This is a genomic window from Brevibacillus parabrevis (genome assembly GCF_022701015.1).
GTDB classification, from domain to species: domain Bacteria; phylum Bacillota; class Bacilli; order Brevibacillales; family Brevibacillaceae; genus Brevibacillus; species Brevibacillus parabrevis.
The window spans coordinates 162,339-185,325 of the sequence record NZ_CP064090.1; the positions used below are offsets into that span (position 1 = coordinate 162,339).

Here is a 22,987-nt window from a genome sequence, read left to right on the forward strand (position 1 = left end):
TTTCCTCCATGCATCAACGGCAAAAAACGCCTCCTCACAAGGAAAAAAGGCGCTTCTCGCTTTCAGGGACAATGGCTGCTTTCGTCCAGATTTCGTGCATTTTTTCGAATAACACTCCTCTTGCTCGCAAATCGCAAGGGACTTCCATGTAACTGCCAGTAGCAGTCATGTACAGACCCGCACGGTCCACTCGCCACCCCAGCAACTGTTCTACCGCATGCGCATACAGTTGAAGCTGAGGCGTGTATGTTTCGACAATTCGTTTGGCCTGTGCCGCATTTTTGTACTTGTGCGTTTTGAAATCCACGATGGTAGCCTTGCCGTCTGGCCTTACCCATACCTTGTCCATGACTCCATTCAGCAACAAGGGGCCTTTGTCCTGATCGTCTCCGAACAATCGGATTGCAAACGGCATTTCACTGTGAAGAGTCTTCGCCCGACGACACTCCTTATGCAGTTCACTCTTCATGTAGGTCGCTACATCATTTTTCACGTGCTCCCAGGCGGTTTCATGCGCCTCCCGACTCGTCAGTCCTATCGAAGCCAGTGCCATTTTCAAAAGATGCTCGCAAGCATAATCCAGGTCATGGTCCCCTTGCAAATGCTCCAATATCCGATGCAAGACATGGCCCCATTCGTATGCCTGCAAACGGTTGCTTTCGTGACGCCAATAGGAGACAGACTCGTTCCTCTTCTGCTTTTTCTGTTCATCTGCCAACAGCTCGACCCATTCTGACACGCTCCATATTCGTTGCGAAAAGCGGTTTTTCCGTGCGGTTACATGCTTCTCACTTGTTGGAGAATCGAGCTTTTCCATCGCAGTGACTTTCTGCGTCGCACGCAAGAATGGCCCATGCGACATCCCCACCCTTACTTGCAAACTCCAGTCTGGTCTTCGTATCACCTGATCGCTTGCCCCTTTCCGCAACTCGGGAACAAGAAACGGGAGCCAATCAAACCAATTGGAGCACTCTTCAATGGAAGGCTTATCCGTAAAAGAGGCGGCAGCCCCAGAGAAAATCAGCTGTTCCTGCGCACGTGTCATGGCAACGTACAGCAATCTCTTTTGTTCGTCAATCACGGCTTTGCGCTCGTCTTCGCAAGCACGAATATAGCCGAGTGTAGGGAGCCACTCTTTGACGTCCTGATGATAATGCTGATTGGCCAAGCCCCAATCGCGACTGAAATGCAGCCTCCCGATTCCTTTTGTGTACCGATGGGAAAGGTCAGGGACAAACACAATCGGAAACTCTAACCCTTTCGCTGCATGAATGGTCATGATTTTGACTTTGCCGTGCGCATTCTCTTTTTGTTGGGTATCCTCCTTATCGTCCCCTTCACGAAGCCGCTGCCACCAGAGTAGCAAATCCGAGAGATGAAACTCCCCTCGCTTCTCCAGCTCATCTGCCAAAGCGATTACTGGGGCAAAATCCGGAAAGCCCAATTGCTCCGCCAGCCCTTCCTCATACAAGAGCATATGGAGCCAATCAGCCAGTCCTGCTACTTTATGAAGGCTTCTTGCTCTCAGCAATATTCTTTTTGCCTCCCGCAAACACTTTCGGTCTTCTGCTGAACAACTGATGTCTTCATTTTCCATGAAGTTCAAAAAGCCTTGCCTCAGTCCAGCTTGCTCTGCCACCCTCCACAAGCCATGCTCAGACAAGCCAACAAGCGGCCCGCGCAGAAAACCGAGCAATGCAATGTCATCCTCCACATTTTCCACCAAGCGAACCAGGTGATAAAGATCGTGGACAGCCTGTCGCTTCCAGTACCCATTTCCTGCATGCACGACATATGGGATCTCCAGTTCCTCCAAAGCTTGCTGATATTTGGCTAGATGAGTCCGCGTCTGTAACAGGATGGCAACATCTCCCCATAATGCAGGACCTAATTCATTGATACGCTGAGCCACTAACCGTGCTTCTGCTTCCCGAGGATCACAGTCCTCCTCCAATGCAGAGATCAATACTTCCACAACTGGTTGATTGGATGAACGGGACTCAGACAACCCTGAGACGATCTCCCCGTCCCCGAACAATTGTCTGGTCATTTCTGCAAAAAACGCCACCAAGGAAGGAGCAGAACGAAAATTCTCCCGCATGGAAATGTACGCATCACTGTCTCCCAGCTGTTTGCGCATCTGTTCAAATCCGCTTACATCTGCCCCGCGAAATCGGTAAATGGATTGCCTTGCATCTCCGACCATGAACAAAGATGCTGTACTGTCGCTTCCTGCTTCAAGCTGCTCCAGAATCTGCTGTTGAATCGGGCTGGTATCCTGGTATTCATCAACCAAGACATGCGTATACATCATGCCATATTTTTCGCGCAGTTCTTTATGATCGTGAAGCAACATATACGCTTTTCTCTGCAAATCGGCAAAGTCGCACCAGCCATAAATTTCTTTCAGCATGCGATAAGCTTGATCTGTCCTCTCCATCCAGGCAAACAAGCTTTCACGGAAGCGTGCCGTTTGATCCGTCAAAAGCTCTCTCCAAAGCTGATCCTTTTTCCATACAGACAGTTTCCCAAAACAATCTTTGACTTCCTTAGAAACATTTCTTGTCACTTCACCGAACAAACTGTGCAGGCATTTTTCCGCCTGCAAGTACACCGTTTCCTCTTTTGACGCTCTTGAATGAGGGCGCTGCCAGCCTAATCGGGTATAGACCTGCCAGGCCGCCAAGATTTTTTCCATTCGTGCCAGCGTTCCGGATGCTTTAACTGCACTTCCCTCGGAAATGGTATGGAGTTGACTCATGATCGCTTGTATTTCCTCCTGACACTTTCTTACCTCATCGGCCAATCGCGCTTCTGTTTTTGCCTGAAGCGCATCCAGGCTATACGAAGTCTCCCGCCAATGTTCATAAAAAGCGAGAAACAGATCCAGTGCCGTTTTGGGGCCACATTGTTCCACCCAATGGATCAGCTCATCGGAATTGCCGCTGTATAATTCCCGTTCGATCGTTTCACGCAAAAATGAATGGGATGTAGACTCATCCAGCATGGCAAACGCCGGGTCTACATCTGCCAGCAGCGGGTTATCCCTGACAATCCTGCCGCAAAAGCGATGAAAAGTAAGGACCGTTACGTCTGTCTTTCCCAGCTTGCGATCTATTCGCTCTTTCATCTCGTTAGCCGCTTGATCTGAAAACGTCAGGGCCAGTATCCGTTCCGGCGCGATACCAATGTGGTCAATCAGGTGTTGTACGCGTGCAGTCAATACCCGCGTCTTTCCAGCCCCCGCGCCCGCCGAAACAAGAATCCGGGAACCTTTTGCTTCAACCGCCAGTCGCTGTGACTCCGTCAGCTTCTCCATGTCTTCCCTTCATCCCTTCGACAAACGCTTTGAAATGAACATTGCTTGCACTGCAAAATAGAACGCGGGCGCGGCAAGACATCTCCCGAAGCCATCGCTTCCCTCAACTGGAAAAGCTGCTCCACGATACTTGTTTTATAAGCTTCAAATTCCGCTTTCGATGAAAAGACCATGTGCCCACCGCTCCCCTGATCTTTTAAAACAGAAAATCTTCCCTCCACTGATTGAGCCTTTTCAGGATCAATGCTCTCAAAGGCAATCAAGTACAATGCCATTTGCAGATCAGAGCCGCACTCCATCTCCCGGCTGGTTGGACTTTTCGATAGCTTGTAATCAATAATTTTGAATCTATCGCAAGCAAGTTCAATCCTGTCAATAATCCCCGAAAGGCGCAATTCTTTTTGTTTTTTGCGAATCAGCAAAGGTTCTCCTGTTGAACGGGGATCCATTTTTTCCAAATGCACTCGTCCAAATCCCCACTCGGCAAGTTGAACGATTCCCTCTCTGCTTAACAGTTGATCGCCTTCTTTCAAAAGGAACGATTCCAATTCTTTTTTGAGGCTGCTGCACTGCCCTTCCCATTTTGGACCATGGAGACAATACTTTCGTTCATACCTTTGCAGTTCCTCGTCCAAATAAACAGCCGCCTGTTGGATAAGCTCATCGACAGCATTAAGCTGTTCCCCAACCAGCAGTCTAAGAACATGATGGATGATGCTCCCGATATCTGTTGGCAGCAATCTTTCATGACGTACTACTTCTTCTCTTACTGCTAACACACGACTGGCAAAGTAAGCAAATGGACATTTGGCGTAATCATCTATTCCTGTCACACTGATCGGTACACGCTCGTCAAAAAAGCGTGGGGCGACCGTGCTTTTTGTTTTGAAACTGTTTTTCTTCGTAATCTTGTTGAATTTTGGCTTATCACTTTTGCCCTCGACGTACTGCCAATCTGCTTCTCCAAAACGTTCTTTCAAATAATCGGCTGGAACTGTCGGACGCCCACGCTCTCCTCGCAAAGGCATGGACAGGATGACCTCCCGTTGACCAGACATCACCGCTAGGTCATACAGCCGATCATTTTCTTGACGTTGCTCACTAGCGGAGGGTAGCTTCACATTCGTGATTGATCGGTCCTGCTCAACTAATTGCCAAATCCAGTGTGGAGTATATGACTGTGGCCAAATGCCATCAGCCAACCCTGCAATATATGTACAAGCAAATTTTGCCCCAGAGATTTGATCCGCCAGAAGGACATGAACTCCTTCCCCCTTCGTATCACAAAGCAGCTGATGAAAGGCCATTCGTTGACGCAGCCATTTCATCACTCGTTCCAGACTGATCAATCTTCCCTGTTCCTCACCGGGAACACTCAGGGCAATTTCCCGACGTGTTCGGAAAATACTCCGAATTGTTTCGTACTCCATACTCTGGATGGCGCTTCGTTTTCCTTTTCTCATCCACTTTTCGTCTTGATCGATCCACTCTAACATGCTAGTGAGATGATTCTCCCACGTTTCATCATCTGCTAAAGCTCGAAGACGCCGTCTTAACCAGAAAAGAAATTTGACCCACTTTTGAGCATAGCTTTCAGACGCTTGAACAAGCTGGCTCTCTCCGGCTTCTGTCAAATAGTGATTGCGGAGCCGACTTCGTGCTGCTTGCCCCTTGAACAAAGCAAGCCATCGGGAAAACTCCGCAGCAACGCCCGATTCTTTGATGACAGCCCGTCCCCAGGCGACTTCTGCATCCGACATGCCAGCCATCTTGGAACATAAACTGGCACAAATCAGCAGGTGCGTGCGTTTCCAGTCGGTTCTCTTCAACTCCATTACTGCCAAAAGCCGCTTCGTCACTGACAAATTCAACAAAGAGCTGCTTCCCGCTTCTTTTACCTGCACACCTTTCGCTCGCAGTTCGCGCTTCGCCACTGTAAGGTAACCATCATTTGGGCAAACAACAGCGATTTCCTCTGCCAAAAAGCCTTCGTTAAGCCGCTGAATAATATCTTCGCTTATTTTTTGCATTTCATCATAGACATTCATTCCCACTAAACACCTAAAAGACTTGCTCGTGTTGCTTGCTATATGTGGTGAGGTGAAAATGACTTCCGTGGGCAGTCTGGAGATGGATTCCAACATGCCTGCAATTTCAAGCAACTCGGGAAAATCCCCTTCTACAATGACAAGCTCCGTCGACAAATCAGCTACTGTATATGGCTCTTTCAAGTATTCACTTGCCATGTCCATCAGTTGTCCGGCTTCCTTGTAAGACACGGAACGATTTTCCACGAGTGTAACGTAAGCTTCATAGACAAGACCGAGTTCTGCCAGAACAGGCAGGGCGACGCTTCTCAAGATAGAGCGCCAGTTCTCTTGGGGACGTTTTTCCAAATCCTCCATCCACAAGGCAACAGACTTAACCATTCCTGCATGACGCAAGCTATTCTTTAGCAGAGGAATTTTCCCCTCTTCTTCAAGACGAAGCATGACTGTTTCTACCAAATCCTCCCGCATTGGCTGGTCGATTCGAACGTACGAATGCCCATTTTGTTGCATAATACGATCCACCAGCTGATGCAGCGTCAGCCACTGGATTCCGATATATCCGCCTGTCGCCTGTAGCAGTTCTTGTTTTCTTTGCTGGATGAATACAGAGTGGCTTCCGATAAAAACGACGCTTTTCCGTTCCCGCACAGCTTTTTCCAGTACAGCAATGCTATTTTGCTCAGTAAATGTCATTGCAATATCTCCGGTACTCACAATCATGACAGCGTGCCCGCGAGGTTGGTTCGGGGAACGCCTCACTCTCCAGCATGCGGCGAATGACGGTCAGGCTGTCCTGGACATGTTTGCGCATAGCATCATTTATTTTCACAGGATGTACCGTTTTCGTAGGAATTTGATAAATGATCGCTTCCTGAACAGGGACTTGAAAATGCTCCTCCAGCAACATGGCATACGCGGTTGCCTGATACTTGGCATTTGTAAAAATACGATTTTCCGTGTATTTAAATTCCACAGGAATATAGTGGGTCGTCCCTTTTTTCTGATAAGCAATCGTCAAATCGAGCTTGCCATACAAGCCGAGAGATTCACTCTTCAATTGCAGGTGAAACAATCGCTCTCCTTCTGTCAGCCCATACGAGCGATACCCTCTTCGCTTTTCGAGACGATCCAACTCAATGTGCTCGGCTACACCGTGATTCATTTTGTAGGACACTGGTCGGGGAACTGGCATCACATAAAAATAATAAGGAATGCGCGCGCAATACAAGTGTTGCTTCAAATCAGTGACATTCAACTCCAACCCGTCATGGAAAGTGCGGTTCTCAGAGAAAGTGGACGTTTTCAATTTCTTTCACCTGCTTTATATCTTTTTCGCACATCGGATACATCTGAATGTTTCCCACGTCAACGCCAAGAATCTTTTTCAAAAGTAAAAACAATTCTTGCATCCGGTTGAGCGAAAGCTCCCCCTTGAAAGCACTGTACTGCACGCGGTATAAGCCATAGTCTTTGCAGGCATTGGCTACTCTGTTCCGGACTTTATCATCTTGCACGTCGTAGATCACAAGTAGATGCATCGCTACCAACTCCAGACAAACGGCCTGTACTCTCGCTCGCCTCTGAAATAAGTAGCCAGATGGTAAGCTTGCCTCTGAATGATCGTCTTTAGTTGATATTTCTTCCCTTCATACCTGTCCTTGCTCTCCAAACGCTCCCGAATTTCTTGCGCAATTACCCGTCGGCTTTCCACATGCAGAGCCTCTTCCTCCATTTTGGGCGCAAATCCTTTGGTAAACATGGAGAGCACCGTTCTATCAACGACGGGTTGGCGAAATTCCTCCATAAAGTCAAGAACAAAGGAAGGTCTGCCAGACCGATCAACATGAAGAAAACCTGCACACTCCTCCAGTCCTGCCAAGAGAACAGCCTTCGAGATTTCGTTTTTCAAACAACCATATCCATAGTTCAAGGCAAGATTCACGGGATCACTCGCTCCCCGATGTTCCCTCCCCTGAAAGCCAAGATCAGGATGTACTAAGCACTTCACAACTTCCCAATAAGCAAATGCAGCACGTCCCTCTACGGACATTAGCGTTCCGCGAACCTCATCAACACTTGCTCCCTTTATTTCCTCCAATTCATCCAGCTTGTGCTCCAAATTGGAGATGGCTGTTTGAAACATCGCTTGCAAATTCTCATTTTTGTCTCTCCGATTTTTCGCCCAATATTTAACGAGACTGGCTTGAGCCCGTATTTTTGCCCGAACAAAATGCTTGCTGACTTTCACACCACGCTCATCATTGTACGCCTGTATTTGTGCCCTTCTTGTAGCCACCGTCGCTTGCAAGAAAGGAGAGACTACTTTGGCAAAAGGTTCCCCTCTGTTGGACAAAAAATGTATATGTATACCGTTTTCAATGCACTTCTCAACCACATCCGACGAAATCGAAACGCCTTTGGAAGAAATCACAACATCATCCACTTGAAAAAAGGGAATCTCCTGCACAACTTTCTTTTCCCTGTCCCGAATCACTAGCCGTTCACTGGTCTTACGCAAGGCGTATCCGTACTCATCAATTACTACCTGCACAAACATCCACTCCCATTTAGCATTTAGTAGGATAGATTCAGTCTCGTCCGAAAATTGATGGAGTAAACGGTATTTGAGAAAAACAAAAAACTCTCTGCATGAGTAAAGGCAGAGAGGTTAATGTTGGGAGAGTGCTGATAGTTATGAGATGCTGATTTTTTGAGAAGCGATTCATGCATATCGGTTTATACAGATTGCTCAGGTATTGGGAAAGGCGCGATCAAAAGATAAGGGAGTGGTTCCACCGTTTATTGTCGTGCAATTCATACAATTCCCTCGTTGATCAGCGTAAAGGTCGGGCAAAAACTAAATGTACTTGAGGCAAACGCTCGACTTCGAGTCGGGGTCTCTAGGGTTTCGGGTTTTTCATGCAATCGGAAAAAAGAACTGGTTGGACATATGATCGAGCAGTGCTTCAGTCTCCTCGGCACTTGGCACTCGGCTGCTTCTACGCTTATCAGTCTATCGGTTTTAGTTTTCTTGTTTTTTGGGTCTGTAATGTAACGATACTGCCCACTGCTGCGGCGGATCGAGGAACACGGTTTCAGTCCCCTTGCTTTTCGGGTCTGTAATGTAACCGTCCCGGTGAAGCGTACAAGCCTATGCTACTACATGTTTCAGTCCCCTTGCTTTTCGGGTCTGTAATGTAACGCCGTGCTGCGGGAGACGAATGCCTGCATCCGTACTGTTTCAGTCCCCTTGCTTTTCGGGTCTGTAATGTAACTTGATCGCGAGTAGACGGGCGGCGTCGATTTGTTCACGTTTCAGTCCCCTTGCTTTTCGGGTCTGTAATGTAACGCTTCCGCGTGCTGTAAACCGCGTATCCGCATCCCAGTTTCAGTCCCCTTGCTTTTCGGGTCTGTAATGTAACAATTCCAGCAATCCAGTCTGAGACTTTACTCATCATGTTTCAGTCCCCTTGCTTTTCGGGTCTGTAATGTAACCCGGACTCGCGAGAAGGTTGGGCGGAGGCACTCGCCAGTTTCAGTCCCCTTGCTTTTCGGGTCTGTAATGTAACAGGTTGGGACGGTGGCGGCCTCGTGACCATGAGAAAGTTTCAGTCCCCTTGCTTTTCGGGTCTGTAATGTAACTCCTTGGAACGCGGTCAGGTCGAGCATGAACAATCCTTTCGTTTCAGTCCCCTTGCTTTTCGGGTCTGTAATGTAACGCTGATGATGAAACGAAGTTGGGGTCTATCTTATTTGTTTCAGTCCCCTTGCTTTTCGGGTCTGTAATGTAACGAAAGAGATGCAGGAATACAGCATTGGAAAATCCACAAGTTTCAGTCCCCTTGCTTTTCGGGTCTGTAATGTAACGATATTCTCGACGAGTTCAAGATCTAATTAAACGGAGTTTCAGTCCCCTTGCTTTTCGGGTCTGTAATGTAACATGCGAGCGTATGCGGTAACGTGAGCAGCCACGGCAGTTTCAGTCCCCTTGCTTTTCGGGTCTGTAATGTAACCGACCTCGGTTAACGCAAACGAATCCACTTCTACCAAGGGTTGTCTTAATCTCAACACTAACAAGAGATCGTTCTTTTTTCGAGGATTGATTTCCTGTTAAAAAATCCAGCCTATCCTCGAAAGTCTATATTTGAGTACCCCATATCGTCTATTTTCTCCCGCCAGAGGATAACCATTCTCTCTCCTGTCTATAATAAAACATTGCTCTACTTTCAGCTATAGGTTTATGAGGTTCGCTAAGTCGAATTGTCGTCTGTCCAGTAGTAAACGATAGTTTAGTTTGTAAAGTAACTCTGGAGCAAAGCCAGTTACAGTTTCTCTATATTACCTTTAGATACAAGATACATTCGCATTTCCCTAATATTGCTTCTCCACGATGTGCGGGATTACCCTCTTTCCAATTTTCGAAATGATTTATACATAAAAAATCAGCTCACAAAACCTTCGGACAAGTACAACGTGAAGCTTGTATCCAAAACCGAAATTCCACGCCGTTTAGAAGCAATTCGTTATTTTGTTTATCTGATGAAAGATCAAAAAATTTAAAATTCTAGAGATGCTCAGTATCTTTCGTTCCATGAAGTCAGCTCATTGTAATGGATACCTGTTTCCCCTCGAACTGATTTGATATTCCCTTCTTTGCAATCCATCTATCTCCTGTTCTTCGGAGCTTGGATCTAACTTGAAACCGTCATCGTAGCGGGTTTGATGATCGCGCTGTTTCAGTCCCCTAGCTTCTCGGGTCTTCAATGTAACTCCATCAACCAGGAGCATTACGGGCGCACCCTTCCAAAGTTTCAGTCCCCTAACTTCTCGGGTCTTCAATGTAACATCGGGACGAGTATCTCGCATTCGGTAAGAATCCTATGTTTCAGTCCCCTAACTTCTCGGGTCTTCAATGTAACTATTCGTGACATTTCCACGATAATCCAAGTACCCAAGTTTCAGTCCCCTAACTTCTCGGGTCTTCAATGTAACTTTCAAAACTACACTGAAATATACATCTGTCGACCCAGCGTTTCAGTCCCCTAACTTCTCGGGTCTTCAATGTAACAGCCTTCACTTTCGTCTTTGCCCACACCAGTGGCTCTAGTTTCAGTCCCCTAACTTCTCGGGTCTTCAATGTAACGCTGTTATACAGTCGTGAACCACCAGTATACCTTTGTTTCAGTCCCCTAACTTCTCGGGTCTTCAATGTAACGCAAGCTAATGGGCGCATGTGCCATTGATATAACGAAGTTTCAGTCCCCTAACTTCTCGGGTCTTCAATGTAACTTGCAGCAATCGGAACGGAACTACTTTTTGTTCGTGATGTTTCAGTCCCCTAACTTCTCGGGTCTTCAATGTAACTGGACGCATTTGACCGAGGAAGTAGTAAGCCAAATCTGTTTCAGTCCCCTAACTTCTCGGGTCTTCAATGTAACGAGCTGCGCTTGCTTATCGCGCGATTGGATACCGGATGGTTTCAGTCCCCTAACTTCTCGGGTCTTCAATGTAACTCATAGTCACCCAGACCGCCACCCCCACCACCCCCGAAGTTTCAGTCCCCTAACTTCTCGGGTCTTCAATGTAACCGACTTTGACTAACATGCTTAACCCCAGTCACGACAAGGCTTTCCTCCTACTCAATGCCAACAAGAAGATGCTCTTTTTTCGAGGATTCATTTTCTGTCAAAAATCGCAGCCTATCCTCGAAAATCAGCTTATTCTCATCTTGTTTATTTTTCCCCGCCAAAGAGTAAGCATTCGCTCTCATGCCTATAATAAAACATTATCCTCCATCTCATCTACCCATTTCTTTGTACGGTCTGGACCAACAAGACTTTTTCATCCACTAACATAAAATTACTCAAACATCTAATATTATCCAACCCTTTCCATAGATAAATTCGATTTATTGTTCAAGTTTTGCCTCTTACATTTGGAGCAAGCCCTTTTGTTGATTTTAGGAAGAAAGTGGTATTTGCAAAACAACTGTAAAATGATACCATTAAGTGGTACTGCAATTAATTTCATTCATTTCCCCCTAAAAAAACCCTGGATTTTCTACGGAGATGCTCTATAAAGGAGATGTAAGCCGTGAAAAAAATTTATATCATTATTTTCTCTCTTCTAGCCATTTTTGCGCTCAGTAACCTCATTTATTTTCCTGGCTTCAAAGTCTGGGCATTTGATGACCTCACCTTATTTGATAAGCAAAAGATAACCTCGCTGACCATTACTAATAATGAAGATAAGGAAAAAGTAGAAATTTCTGACCCAGCGGAAATTCAAAAAGTGCTCAGCGATTTTTCAAAAATGGAGCTACGCAAAATGAAAAGTGAATCTGATGCAAATGATGCTGATACGAACCGTGTAAAAGAAACGAATCATACGTATACCATTGATGTGAAAGAAAACAACAAGGATGTAGGTACAATATATCTCGCTGATACTCGTTACATGAAGTTTTACAGTAAATCTTCAGACGAAATCCCTGTTTATAAAATTGAAAACAATCCTGACTTAGTAATCCACGAAGTGTTCAACTCAGCAAAAAATAAATAATTTGTCACCATACAACTGTTGTTTCTGCAAAAACAGATCGCGTGCAAAGAAAAAAGGAGATATTCGGCTAGCGAACCGAACATCTCCTTTCGTATTCATTACAGGTCTTCCCAACGATCGCCAAGCACTCGAAGAGCTTCTCCCTTACCTGTTATCAGTCGCATGTTTTTATAGTCCATAAAAGGATACTCGATCTTGACCTTGCTGTATCCATTTCGTTTCATGAAACGACGAGTATCATGCATATCTTTGATCGCTTTACGAATATTTCTCTCCAAATCACTTCGCAAATCAGTAGATAAGGATGTAACCAAGCCAATAACCCCTACCACGATGCCCCCGATTCGAGAAAGCTTAAACACAAGCCCTGCCAAAGCAGCGGTAATCGAAATGGTTGCCTCCAATTTGTTATCATCCATTTCAATAATGCCGTACTCAAGAATATCCTCCATAGCTTTCGCAAGCTCATCCAGCTCATCTGTTGAAACAATAATTGTATCCGCATATTGTTTTAGTTGTGTACGTGCCATCTTTATCTTCCTCCAAAATTTATTCCAAGTAACTTCCCGCGCGGTTATTAACTTGTTACTAATAAAAGAGAATCTAAAATGAAAAATACAACCTGATTCCGAAAAAAAATTATGCTCTGTTATACGATTTGACTGCTTTAATCAAACGGAAAACAATTTCTTGTCGCATGTCTTCGCGAACAGATGCGTTTGTGAAGCGTAATGATTTGCGAATCTTTGGCTCAAATCTATCTATGATCTCCTGCATTGCAATATTGTCATTGTTTTGTACTCGTTTTACCAGCGTTAACAGACTCATGTATTTAGCTCCTCTCCAGTTGTTTTCTTAGCTTCAATAGTGCTCGTTTCTTTGTTTTGGAAATAGCTTGCTGAGACACTCCAAAAAGACACGCAACTTCCGATTCTTTGATATTCTCAAGAAAAAGAAGGTTAAGTATCGTTTGTTCCTTTTCAGTGAGCTTATGGATAGCATCAAGCAACCTCTTATCCGTTAATACTTCTTTCCAGCACTGTTTTTCCTCTACGATAAGTTCATTTGTAGTGTAAGTTAACCCGTCGACCAACTTTTCAAAATCGTCTACTGGATGATATATCCCGTCTTGTTTCCTCTTGTGCAAAGAAAGCTCGATGGCTGTATAGTGAATGATTGATGAAATATACTTGATCAATCGAATCTCCTTAAGAAATTCTTCAAATCTCCTTTTTAATTCTTCCGTGCATTGTGTATCTTCTGGATAAGTACACAGACATTGGTATAGTTGTTGATTATCTGCCTGAACTAAAAATGCCTTCATCAGCTTTTGGTTCGCTATGTCAGTAAGTTCGCTCATACACTTTCACCCTCATCAAACAAGATACGTTCATTTTTTCAAAAAAATAAACGTACCAGCTTAACACTGGCACGTCTCGAATCACTCACTAATATGATATTGTTACTACAAGCTGCATTCTCAGTAGCTTATTTTCAGACCATTTTGTACAGCTTTCATCGGTTGTCCTCCTTTTTTAACACATGTTTCATCAGCAAAGAACTCCATTGCTGCGTGCTATGAGTTAATATTTTCCTCGGTGAAAAACTGTGGCACTCACTCTCTGCTGCCGAAATTTCTTATGGCCGAGGGCTTAGTTCTTTAGTTGTTGATTTCCATTTTATCAAATTATTAAATCCAAATATTTTAATTTCCTATAATGTAAACTTTTGTAATTTAATGTATTGAGAGAGCATTCGAATCTCATGTCTTTTGTTCAATATTGTTTTCTACGTTTGTAAATAGTGTTATCGAACAAATTAACCACCTTTACTCCACATTCTGAAGGAGTTTTACTTTTGTTTGGATTGCGTTTTTAATGTTTAATCAGTAAATTTACTTTATATCACATGCATAGGAGTGAGGAATGTGATCCATTATCGCCTCACCGCTCCCTCCATGCTTAGCCTGTAACAGCCCAAACATTTCCCTGGGGGCTTTTACAGGCTAAGCTCATCTGCCGGGGGAGCGTGATTTTATATGTTAAAGCCGTACCAATCCAATCGAAATCGAGCTTATTACCGACACCATCGTAAGCGAGTTATTAATCGTAGGTTGAGTATCATCAAGCATTATGAGTGGAAAGTAAAAAATGATGATTACGGTCGATTAGCCAAAGGTAAAATTCACTGTTCATGCTGGATGTGTTGTGAAAAAAGTAATCAACTTGGACCCAAAAAATCCGAGAAAGCACATAGCACTTGGCAAATACAACAGCTACACGATTTTGAGATCAAATAGCTCTAAAAATGAAGCATCCTCCAATAGCAGAGGATGCTTCTTGTTGTTTACTGGATGTTATTCGTTGTCGGCAGCTTTGAGGCAGCTTGCTACTACCTCAAGAACAAGGTCGTTCAAAAACTACACATGTTGACTGAGCTTTTCAGGCTCCTAACTTTTCGGGTCTTCGATGTAACGTATAGAGATTACAGCAAATTCAGAACAAGAAGCATGTTTCAGTCCCCTAACTTTTCGGGTCTTCAATGTAACGACCGAAGAGCAGCGCCTGCGGGTGGAGAAATTGAAGTTTCAGTCCCCTAACTTTTCGGGTCTTCAATGTAACGACTTTGACTAACATGCTCAACCCCAGTCACACCAAGGCTTTTTTCATACTCAGTGCCAACAAGAAACCACTCTTTTTTCGAGGATTCATTTTCTGTCAAAAACCACAGCCTATCCTCGAAAATCTGACTTTAACTATCTCTGTCTGTCTATTTTTCCCCGCTAAAGGATAGCCATTCACTCTCATGCCTATAATAAAACATTCCTCCCATTTGATCTATACATTTCTTGGTACTGCCCAATACTAAAAGAGCTATCTAATCGAGAACTAAAGATTGCAATCGCAAAAACAAACAATATCCCCCTGCAACCTGGAAAGCTGGACATTTCAGAACCACTCGCTATCCGGTCCGTTGCAATACAACTGATTATTAAAAGACACGGAAGATCCATTCCGTGTCTTTCTTGTTAACATCCTTTTTCAATGCCACGGTTGGGAATTAGTGTCTCATGACCTTGATACGTCACCGGACAGCGGTGGAAATCCGGCCCTGCTCCACAACCATAAAGGTGTGTGAACATCAATCGGAGCCAGCCCGCTACCACGCAGTGCCTTTTCCCATGCTTCCGCAACAAGGTTCCTGTCCTCAGCCGTTCCATCCAGGACGTCCGACGAGCACAGATCCAATTTTACCGTGGCTTTCATGATGTGCGTGTCGGGGGCAATTGTAATCAGCTCGCGGGATTTCCACTTTACCCCTGTATACGTCTCCATTACGTACAGCCAATAATTGAAAATTTTCGGACCGGACAAATACGGAAATTCGCGCTTACGCGTTACTTGCATCATGTTTTTCAAGCTGGCGATGTCAAATTGAACGGATTCTAGCATTCCGGCAACGTCACCTTTTAAGGAAGATTGAGTAATTCCGGTTGAGACGCTCTTCCAAATTTCCGGGTGTCGATTAGGCTGCAAGGCTACACGCTCCTGGAGCAGTGCTTGACGCAGTTCCTCTATGCTACTTTTGGATACTGCATGCGGATTGAATATCCATCTAATCCTTTCATCTTGGTACGCCTGTGCGATTGATTGCCATAGGGTGTATGAGTTTCTTTGGTAGTTTAAGGCCATGCCCAGTGTTAATACGTTGGGTAGATCGATCTCAGGAACAACGCCGATGAGCGCATCTTCTGGCATTGTTTCGCCGCCGAGGAGGCCTTGGGAGTGCATTTGGATTAGTAGCTTTACGTTAGCTAGAAAGGATTCGTTTGCCATATTTGCCTCCGTGGAAGGTTCTCACTGATTCAGTTTATTTTACTATAGTGGCCTATTTCGGACACGTATCATTACTACGTACACCCACTCAACCTGTGACATGTTTACCAATCACTACTTTAATTTTTTCTGTATTTAATCATGAAGAGTATAAAATAACAAAAAATTCAGCCATAATTAAAATCGGTTGAATATAATTGTATTTTTTGTAATTTTAAGATATTATTATATTAAAAGTAAATTTATTACATAAAAGATAATTAGGAGGCGATTCCATGGCAGTTTCATTGAGATTCAAAAATTTTTTAGCTCTATTTTTGGCCGCTGTTCTTTTGCTTTTACCAAACACTGCTGCATTTGCTGGAAAAAAAGATTACCCAGATCCTCAAATTAAAATCAAACCTGTTTCTCAAGAAAAATCGCAGTGGTGCTGGAGTGCCGTCTCAGTGATGCTTTTGGAGCTCTATGGAAAAAAAATGTCCCAATCAGAATACGCAAAGTTTGTAAATGGAAGCACAGATAACGTTACCATTTTTAAAAGCCAATTCACTGACAAGCTAAATGAAAAAGGTATTTATGGAGACTACAAAGCAACAGCCGCTACTTGGAATGAAATTAAATCATCAATCGACAAAGGCCGACCAGTTGTAGTATTTAAAAAGAAGCAAAAAGGAAATGGACACGTTCTTATCATCAATGGCTATTTCAATAAACCTGGTGATAATACAAACTATGTAATTATGGTCGATCCAAACGGGGGAACTGAAGATTGGTACACGTACGAAGAAGTTGCTAACAATTCGTATAATGTGTGGGAAGCAAGTTGGATTAACGTAAGAAATAAAAAGTAATACATTTTTAAGCAAGGGAGTGAGCGTAATTCATTCCCTTGCTTTTTATTTAAAATTATTTTCTAGCTATTTTCGCTCCTTGTATTAAATCGAAAAAGAAGCGGTACTTTGCCCGCTTCTTTTTCATCCATGCTAATAGTTTTTCCCCACCAACACAGCCGCACTCTCCACATTCGGGAGTGTCGACCCACTTTGTTAATCCGAGCCAATCCCCAAAACCTTTGAAAATCTTCCATCATCAATCATTCAAAGGGCGTAAAAATATTTCCTCTGTGGTACAAATCCTGTGGAGTAGCTGCGTGTATTTTTCATCTTTGGAATACACGGGTAGAGAAAAATCAAAATTTGACCATACACAAATCTTCATATTTTCAAAAATAAACACGGTTGAAACTTTCTCTCTGAGTCCCAGCTCGACTAATATTTCAAAATCATGCAGGTTCGCTAATTTCATACTGTTGCTTCCAGATGCTTTTAGCTGTGAATGAATTTCTTTCGCCCTTATTTTTTGGGTATCACTGTTTAGCGTATCTACTACTATCTCCTCGTTTACGCTAGGCAATGCTGTTTCGATCCAAACAGAATTGTACACCCAAAGCTTACGGAGTACCTGCTTAAATTTCTCTTCTTCTCTTAAATATAAAGAAAGCAGGTTTGGATCATCCACAGTCTTGTCGAAAAAAATGTTCACCTTTTCAAAAGCCGATTGATCTTTTATTTGCAATGGGAATCTATCCAGATAAAAGCTATTTTCAGGGAAGCGATCAGCTACAAGATGGCTATGTTCCAGGAGAAAAGTTTCACACATATTATCTGGTTCCAGATCCACAGAAGGAGACCATTTGCTTCCCCATAAACCCTCAACTATCTTAGCAATTTCCACCAAACACCCTCCTTTTTCTTAATCACGAAGGATTTTACCTGTATCATCTAATGTTGCCTTGCGTTTCCCTTTACTATCTCTATGTTTCCATGCACTTCCACCATGCGGTTTATTGCCCCTATCTTTTTGAATTGAATACTCCAACCGTTTTTTTCATTCTCTCTCGTATTTCCATCAACTCTCTTATCAAACTGGCCTAAATCAACACCGTCCCCAGCATCATTTAACAGCCTTTTAGGGATATTATGATAGTCGATTATTCCTTTTGCATACAAATAGTCAAAAGCCTCTACAATTTCGTCAGCCATTGCACTAAATGAAGCTTCAAATGCTGCAACTATTTTATCGAACTTTGGTTCAATATCCTCCCAATAATATTGACAATAGCTCGCCGGCCAGATAGCAGAAGATCGTTGCATCGCGAATAAAGTTTTGATCACCTAAAGCAACTACAAAGTCAAAAATAACGAACGCACCTAGGACGCTAAGCAACACAGGCAAACCACCAAATAAGAATGTACCTGTTGTACTTCCACCTGCAAACGTTACCTTGTAAAATCCCTCCATGTACACCTTCCCCCCCTGCCTCATCAGGCAATAAAAATAGCCCCGAACAGATCGAGGCGCTCAAATTCTTGGTAAAAAAATCCCCCCGGAAATCTCCGGAGGGCTGTTGACGGAACGATCATTTAATTAACCTTTGTGATTTCAAGCTTCACTGCAATATAAAGCGATAATGCAAGCTGTATTAATACCAAATCTGCATTTCGCAAGGTTATCGAATCCCCTGTATTTAGGTTCAATTGAGCAACTATCCTTCGTTTGATTTGATTTCATCAGAAGAATGGATGATTTAATATCGCCCCGAACGTGGTTTCAGCATATCAAAAACCCTTATATACCAACAAAGCCACACTCTCCACATGCCCCGTATGCGGAAACATATCCACCGGCTGCACTTCCCGCACCTCGTACTTCTCCGCCAACACCTTCAAATCCCGGGCCAGCGTGGACGGGTTGCACGACACGTACACCACGCGCTCTGGTTGCATCTCCAAAATCGTCGTCAAAAGCGCCTCGTCGCAGCCCTTGCGCGGCGGGTCGACGACAATTACATCGGCCCGTATTCCTTGCTCTTTCCACGCGGGAATCACGACCTCCGCGGGGCCTGCCTCGAACGTTGCGTTTTCCACTCCGTTCAGCTTGGCGTTGCGGTTGGCGTCCTCGATCGCTTCTGGGACGATTTCCACGCCGTAGACATGCTTGGACTTTTGCGCCAAAAAGAGCGAGATCGTTCCGATGCCGCAGTAGGCGTCGATGACCGTTTCGGTTCCTGTCGCTCCGGCGTATTCCAGCGTTTTATTGTACAGCACTTCCGTCTGGGCGGGGTTGACCTGGTAGAACGAGCGCGCCGAGATGGCGAATTTGATCGCTCCGATGTAATCGTAGATGACATCGCTACCCCAGAGCGTTACCGTCTTTTTGCCGAAAATGACGTTGGTCTTGTCCGGGTTGATGTTTTGCACGATGCTCGTTACGCCCGCCACCTCGGTGCGGATCGCTTCCACGAGCTTGTCACGCTGCGGAAGCGTCTCCTCGGTCGTCACGAGCACGACCATGACTTCTCCCGTCTTGACCCCGACTTTGACGACCACATGGCGGAGCAAGCCTGAGCCGCGCACTTCGTCGTATGGCTTGATGCCAAGGGCAGTTGCGGCCTTCTTCACCGTTGCGACCGCCTCGTCGTTTTTTTGGTGCTGGATGAGGCATTCGTGCATGTCGATGATGGAATGGGACTTTTCGGCGTAAAATCCGCCGACCAAGGCGCCGTTTTCCTCACCGATTGGCACTTGGGCCTTGTTGCGGTAACGCCACGGCTCGCTCATGCCGAGTGTCGGATGAACGGTGATTGCTCCGTCTCCCTCCACCTGGAAGCCGCCGATGCGCCGCAGGTTGTCCCGCACGATTTGCTGCTTGTGACGCAGTTGCTCCTCGTATGCCAAGTGCTGCAACGAACAGCCGCCGCAACGGTCGTACAGCGGACAGGGCGGCTGTGAGCGGAATGTGCTCGCTATTGACACTTTGGTCAGTTTGGCGAAGCCGAAGTTCTTTTTGACATGGTCGACGCGCGCATGGACGCGCTCTCCTGCGAGTGCGCCGTCGACGAACAGCGTATATCCTTCAATCCGGCCGACGCCAGCGCCTTCGTGGTTCAGTCCGGTTATCTCCACTTCCACAGTTTGTCCGACACGAACCGGAACGTCCAGCTCTACCTTGGCAGTTTGCTGCGGTCCGCGCCGTCTTTTTGTTGTTTTCGCCACTTTTCTTTTGCTCCTTTTGTCTCGCGCTCTGTCTGCCTCGCCTGTTTTCCGTAGCAAACAGGCAGGGATGCACAGCGGAAGCGGCATCCCTACGGCTTGTTGCTATTCATTTTACTATCTTCCTACGGGACGAACAACTCGATATGACCTGGCAAAGCTTCCACGACACAAGGCAACTGCCCGCCCAGCTCGCCATCCAGGTTGAGCTGGACCACTTCGCCGGATGGCGAGGTCGCTTTGATGTAGTCTGCCTGGAAATACAAAATGTTTGGGTCCCGCAAATGCTCGCCGCGAACCGCCTGTGTAGCGAGGCGAATAAACTCGGCGATGTTCATCTTTTTGACGACGATGACATCCAGCTTGCCGTCTGACAAGTCCGCTTCCGGGGCAAGCTTGTCGAAGCCGCCTACCGAGTGGCTGTTGGCAATGAGGAACACCATGATCTCTTCATCCAAAAGCACTTCCTTGCGGCTCTCCAGGCGGACGCGGATCGGGTGCAGGGACGGCAGCTTCTCCAAGCCTTTGACGTAGTACGCCATCTGTCCCATGAGCGTCTTCAGCTTGCTCGGGACTTCGTACGTCAGGTTGGTGAGCGAGCCACCGCCTGCGATGTTCATGAAGTAGCGATTGTTGATTCGCCCCAGGTCGATGCGCTTTTTCTTGCCCTTGGCGATGATTTCCGTAGCGCGTGTGATCGACTTGGGGATGCCTACCGCTCGGGCAAAATCGTTGCTGGTGCCGCAGGGGATAATTCCAAGGGTTGGGCGAGCTTTTTGCTCTGCCATCCCGTTCACGACTTCGTATATGGTTCCGTCTCCACCAGCAGCCAGGATGACGTCAAAGCCGCGGGCTACCGCTCGGGCAGCCTCTTCGGTCGCGTCATCTTCCCCTCTGGTTGCATGACAGGATGTCTCGTATCCGGCCGACTCCATCAAATCGAGAATATCCGGCAATCGCCGACGCACGATCTCCCGGCCGGAGCTTGGATTATAGATTAATCTGGCTCGTTTCAAGGCAGATCCCTTCTTCCTTCCCTCGCTCGCGGGTGTACTTCCTTCCATCATATCCTGTATAGCCATTTTTGGGAATCGCTATGCGGAATGTAGCGTGATAAGATAGAAAAAGATGGGAAAAAGGAGAGTGGGGGGACGGTTGTGAAACAAATCATCGTTGGTGTTGATGTGGGCGGAACAGCCATCAAAATGGCGTTGATTACACCGAACGGCGAGCTGGTAGCCAAAATCCAGGAACCGACACCTGTTGCAGAAGGCGAAGACGGCGTTTTGCAAAAAATCGCAGGGATGACCCGCATCCTTTTGCACGAGCACGGCTATAGTCTGGAACAGGCGAGCGGAATCGGGGTCGGCATCCCCGGACCGATCGACGCGAAAAACGGCATCGTGATGCAGGCGGTCAACTTGCACTGGACCAAGCCGGTTTTGCTGAAACAAAAGCTGGAAGCACTTACAGGGCGTCCCGTCGAAGTTGACAACGATGCCAATGCGGCAGCACTGGGCGAGATGTGGCAAGGGGCCGGGCAAGGCGCACAAGACCTCGTGCTGATTACGATTGGAACGGGCGTCGGCGGCGGTGTGATTTTGAACGGAAATGTAATTCACGGCATGAACGGGGTCGGCGGCGAGATTGGACACATTACGATGGCCCCTACTGGCGGAGCACCTTGCAATTGCGGGAAAACAGGCTGCCTGGAAACGTTCACCTCTGCCACGGCCATTATTCGCGAAGGGCATCTGGCCGCAACGAACGGAACAAGCCCGCACCTCGCCCGCGTACTTGCCGAGACAGGCAAGATCGGGGCAAAAGACGTATTCGACGCAGCTATAGCAGGCGACGCAGCCTCACTCGCCATCGCCGATCATGTGGCGCTCTATCTGGGGCTTGCGCTCTCCCACCTGGCTATCGTGCTGAACCCGGTCAAGTTTGTGATTGGGGGCGGCGTAGCGGCAGCAGGAGACTTCCTCTTTTCGCGCATCCGCGATTCGTTTACCCGATTTGTTCCCTTCACTTACGTCGTAGAATCCACACAAATTCTGCCTGCCACTCTTGGCAACGACGCTGGCGTGTACGGCGCTGGCTGGCTGATCCGCTCCCGGATGGAAGCCTAGTTTGTTTGTTACCTTTCCCTAAAAAAGAACAGCGCTCCTGTCCGCAGCGTATGTGCCGCGCAGGAGCGCTGTTTTATTTTTGGAGGCAGGCAAGCGGCTTTACGTATTCACGCCTTCCTGGACCTGCTGAACCTGACTGGACTTCGCATCATTCCCCGCCACGATCAGGGCCGCTCCCGCCAGTACAGCACCTCCGCCGAGCAGTTGCAGCATGCTGAACGCCTCGCCGAACAACAGAGCCGAAAAGAAAAACGTCACGACCGGCTCAAATGTGCTGAGCACGGAAGCTTTTGTCGAACTGATCAGTTGAAGGCCGCGGAAGAAAAAGCTGATCGCCATCACCGTAGAAAAAACGACGATGCCGCCCAAAGCCCACCAGCCAGTTGGCGCAAAAGCCAGATCGACGCCGCCATCCTTTTGCGCAATCAAAAAGGTCGACACGGCTGCAAACAACGAGATGTACCCCGAGGTCACATATGGCGACAATCCTTTGACGATCCGATTGCCCACGATGATGTACACCGAGTAGAACAACGCTGCCGCAAGCGCGAGCAAGACGCCGAGCATTTTAACCCCGCCAAACGATAGCCCAAGCACCAGTCCAAGCCCCACCAGAGACAGCAGCATGGCAAAAACGGTCTTGCGCGTCAGCGGCTCTTTATCCACAAAATAACTCAATACAGCTACAAACACGGGGAACGTATAAAGCAACAGCGCTGCCATCGAGGTCGGGATGTGCTGAACCGCCGAGAAAAAACTGAGCGATTGCAGCGTATACAACACCCCGCCCAAACAAAACAGGGCAAGCACCTGGCGCCGATTCAGCCGCAGCGACTCTTTACGCAAGGCAAGCAAGCCAAAAAACAGCCCTGCGGCGAACAAAAAGCGCAAAAACAAAAGCGTGGAAACCGAAACCCCGGCTCCGTAGGCGTAGACGGCAAAAATGGACATCACGCCAAACCCCGCAGCCGAGGCCAAAATATACAGCACTCCCAGATACAGCGGCTTCACAACCATTTCACCAGCTTTCTTCAAATGG

General features: G+C 46.4%; 17 protein-coding genes and 2 CRISPR repeat arrays. Of the genes, 3 read left to right on the forward strand and 14 right to left on the reverse strand.

The window, feature by feature from the left end; genetic code table 11:
- Positions 1–34: 34 nt before the first annotated feature.
- Genes IRJ17_RS00635 through cas1 form a run of 5 tightly spaced genes read right to left on the reverse strand, consistent with a single transcriptional unit; the run spans position 35 to position 7,921 of the window.
- Entirely contained in the window at positions 35–3,319 is a 3,285-nt protein-coding gene (locus tag IRJ17_RS00635) for a UvrD-helicase domain-containing protein (protein ID WP_242772728.1), read from the reverse strand.
- Positions 3,307–6,063 (reverse strand): PD-(D/E)XK nuclease family protein, encoded by a 2,757-nt coding sequence (locus tag IRJ17_RS00640; RefSeq protein WP_242772729.1) that lies wholly within the window; start codon positions 6,061–6,063, stop codon positions 3,307–3,309. The genes IRJ17_RS00635 and IRJ17_RS00640 overlap by 13 nt, the downstream gene beginning before the upstream one ends.
- A complete protein-coding gene (gene cas4, locus IRJ17_RS00645) occupies positions 6,050–6,676 on the reverse strand; it encodes a CRISPR-associated protein Cas4 (RefSeq protein WP_242772731.1) in 627 nt (208 codons plus the stop codon). Before cas4 ends, IRJ17_RS00640 begins: the two co-directional genes overlap by 14 nt.
- Positions 6,654–6,908 carry a CRISPR-associated endonuclease Cas2 gene (gene cas2 / locus IRJ17_RS00650; RefSeq protein ID WP_122965509.1) on the reverse strand — a complete coding sequence of 85 codons (255 nt, stop codon included), beginning with the start codon at positions 6,906–6,908 and terminating at the stop codon, positions 6,654–6,656. The genes cas4 and cas2 overlap by 23 nt, the downstream gene beginning before the upstream one ends.
- Positions 6,909–6,910: 2 nt before the next feature.
- Entirely contained in the window at positions 6,911–7,921 is a 1,011-nt protein-coding gene (gene cas1 / locus IRJ17_RS00655; protein WP_208715229.1) for a CRISPR-associated endonuclease Cas1, read from the reverse strand.
- A gap of 468 nt (positions 7,922–8,389) precedes the next feature.
- A CRISPR array of direct repeats spans positions 8,390–9,384; the repeat unit is 37 nt; unit sequence GTTTCAGTCCCCTTGCTTTTCGGGTCTGTAATGTAAC.
- 719 nt (positions 9,385–10,103) lie between these two features.
- A CRISPR array of direct repeats spans positions 10,104–10,958; the repeat unit is 37 nt.
- A gap of 505 nt (positions 10,959–11,463) precedes the next feature.
- On the opposite strand from cas1, the gene IRJ17_RS00660 reads away from it, so the two are divergent.
- On the forward strand, positions 11,464–11,931 hold the full coding sequence (locus IRJ17_RS00660) for a DUF5301 domain-containing protein (RefSeq protein ID WP_242772734.1): 468 nt from the start codon (positions 11,464–11,466) through the stop codon (positions 11,929–11,931).
- A gap of 98 nt (positions 11,932–12,029) precedes the next feature.
- Here IRJ17_RS00660 and IRJ17_RS00665 read toward each other — a convergent pair whose 3' ends face one another.
- From IRJ17_RS00665 to IRJ17_RS00680, 4 genes are all read right to left on the reverse strand, one after another.
- Positions 12,030–12,461, reverse strand: coding sequence for a hypothetical protein (locus tag IRJ17_RS00665; protein ID WP_122965512.1), 432 nt, complete (start codon positions 12,459–12,461; stop codon positions 12,030–12,032).
- A gap of 109 nt (positions 12,462–12,570) precedes the next feature.
- On the reverse strand, positions 12,571–12,759 hold the full coding sequence (locus IRJ17_RS00670) for a helix-turn-helix domain-containing protein (protein WP_122965513.1): 189 nt from the start codon (positions 12,757–12,759) through the stop codon (positions 12,571–12,573).
- A 4-nt stretch (positions 12,760–12,763) separates the two neighbouring features.
- Positions 12,764–13,291 (reverse strand): sigma-70 family RNA polymerase sigma factor, encoded by a 528-nt coding sequence (locus tag IRJ17_RS00675; RefSeq protein WP_122965514.1) that lies wholly within the window; start codon positions 13,289–13,291, stop codon positions 12,764–12,766.
- 1,708 nt (positions 13,292–14,999) lie between these two features.
- A complete protein-coding gene (locus tag IRJ17_RS00680) occupies positions 15,000–15,767 on the reverse strand; it encodes a hypothetical protein (protein ID WP_242772737.1) in 768 nt (255 codons plus the stop codon).
- A gap of 275 nt (positions 15,768–16,042) precedes the next feature.
- Here IRJ17_RS00680 and IRJ17_RS00685 point away from each other — a divergent pair, with 275 nt between their 5' ends.
- Entirely contained in the window at positions 16,043–16,618 is a 576-nt protein-coding gene (locus IRJ17_RS00685) for a C39 family peptidase (RefSeq protein ID WP_242772739.1), read from the forward strand.
- A 238-nt stretch (positions 16,619–16,856) separates the two neighbouring features.
- Here the strand turns inward: IRJ17_RS00685 and IRJ17_RS00690 are convergent, their stop codons facing one another.
- From IRJ17_RS00690 to IRJ17_RS00705, 4 genes are all read right to left on the reverse strand, one after another.
- The gene (locus IRJ17_RS00690; protein WP_242772741.1) at positions 16,857–17,501 is read right to left on the reverse strand and encodes a hypothetical protein; all 645 of its coding nucleotides are present in this window, start codon (positions 17,499–17,501) and stop codon (positions 16,857–16,859) included.
- A 47-nt stretch (positions 17,502–17,548) separates the two neighbouring features.
- Positions 17,549–17,941, reverse strand: coding sequence for a hypothetical protein (locus IRJ17_RS00695; RefSeq protein ID WP_242772775.1), 393 nt, complete (start codon positions 17,939–17,941; stop codon positions 17,549–17,551).
- 444 nt (positions 17,942–18,385) lie between these two features.
- The gene (rlmD, locus tag IRJ17_RS00700; RefSeq protein ID WP_242772777.1) at positions 18,386–19,822 is read right to left on the reverse strand and encodes a 23S rRNA (uracil(1939)-C(5))-methyltransferase RlmD; all 1,437 of its coding nucleotides are present in this window, start codon (positions 19,820–19,822) and stop codon (positions 18,386–18,388) included.
- 122 nt (positions 19,823–19,944) lie between these two features.
- A complete protein-coding gene (locus tag IRJ17_RS00705) occupies positions 19,945–20,835 on the reverse strand; it encodes a diacylglycerol kinase (protein WP_122965519.1) in 891 nt (296 codons plus the stop codon).
- A 141-nt stretch (positions 20,836–20,976) separates the two neighbouring features.
- On the opposite strand from IRJ17_RS00705, the gene IRJ17_RS00710 reads away from it, so the two are divergent.
- Positions 20,977–21,948: an ROK family glucokinase gene (locus tag IRJ17_RS00710; protein ID WP_242772779.1), complete on the forward strand. Its 972-nt coding sequence runs from the start codon at positions 20,977–20,979 to the stop codon at positions 21,946–21,948.
- A gap of 99 nt (positions 21,949–22,047) precedes the next feature.
- On the opposite strand, the gene IRJ17_RS00715 is transcribed toward IRJ17_RS00710, so the two are convergent.
- Positions 22,048–22,959 carry a DMT family transporter gene (locus tag IRJ17_RS00715; RefSeq protein ID WP_122965620.1) on the reverse strand — a complete coding sequence of 304 codons (912 nt, stop codon included), beginning with the start codon at positions 22,957–22,959 and terminating at the stop codon, positions 22,048–22,050.
- Positions 22,960–22,987 lie beyond the last annotated feature (28 nt).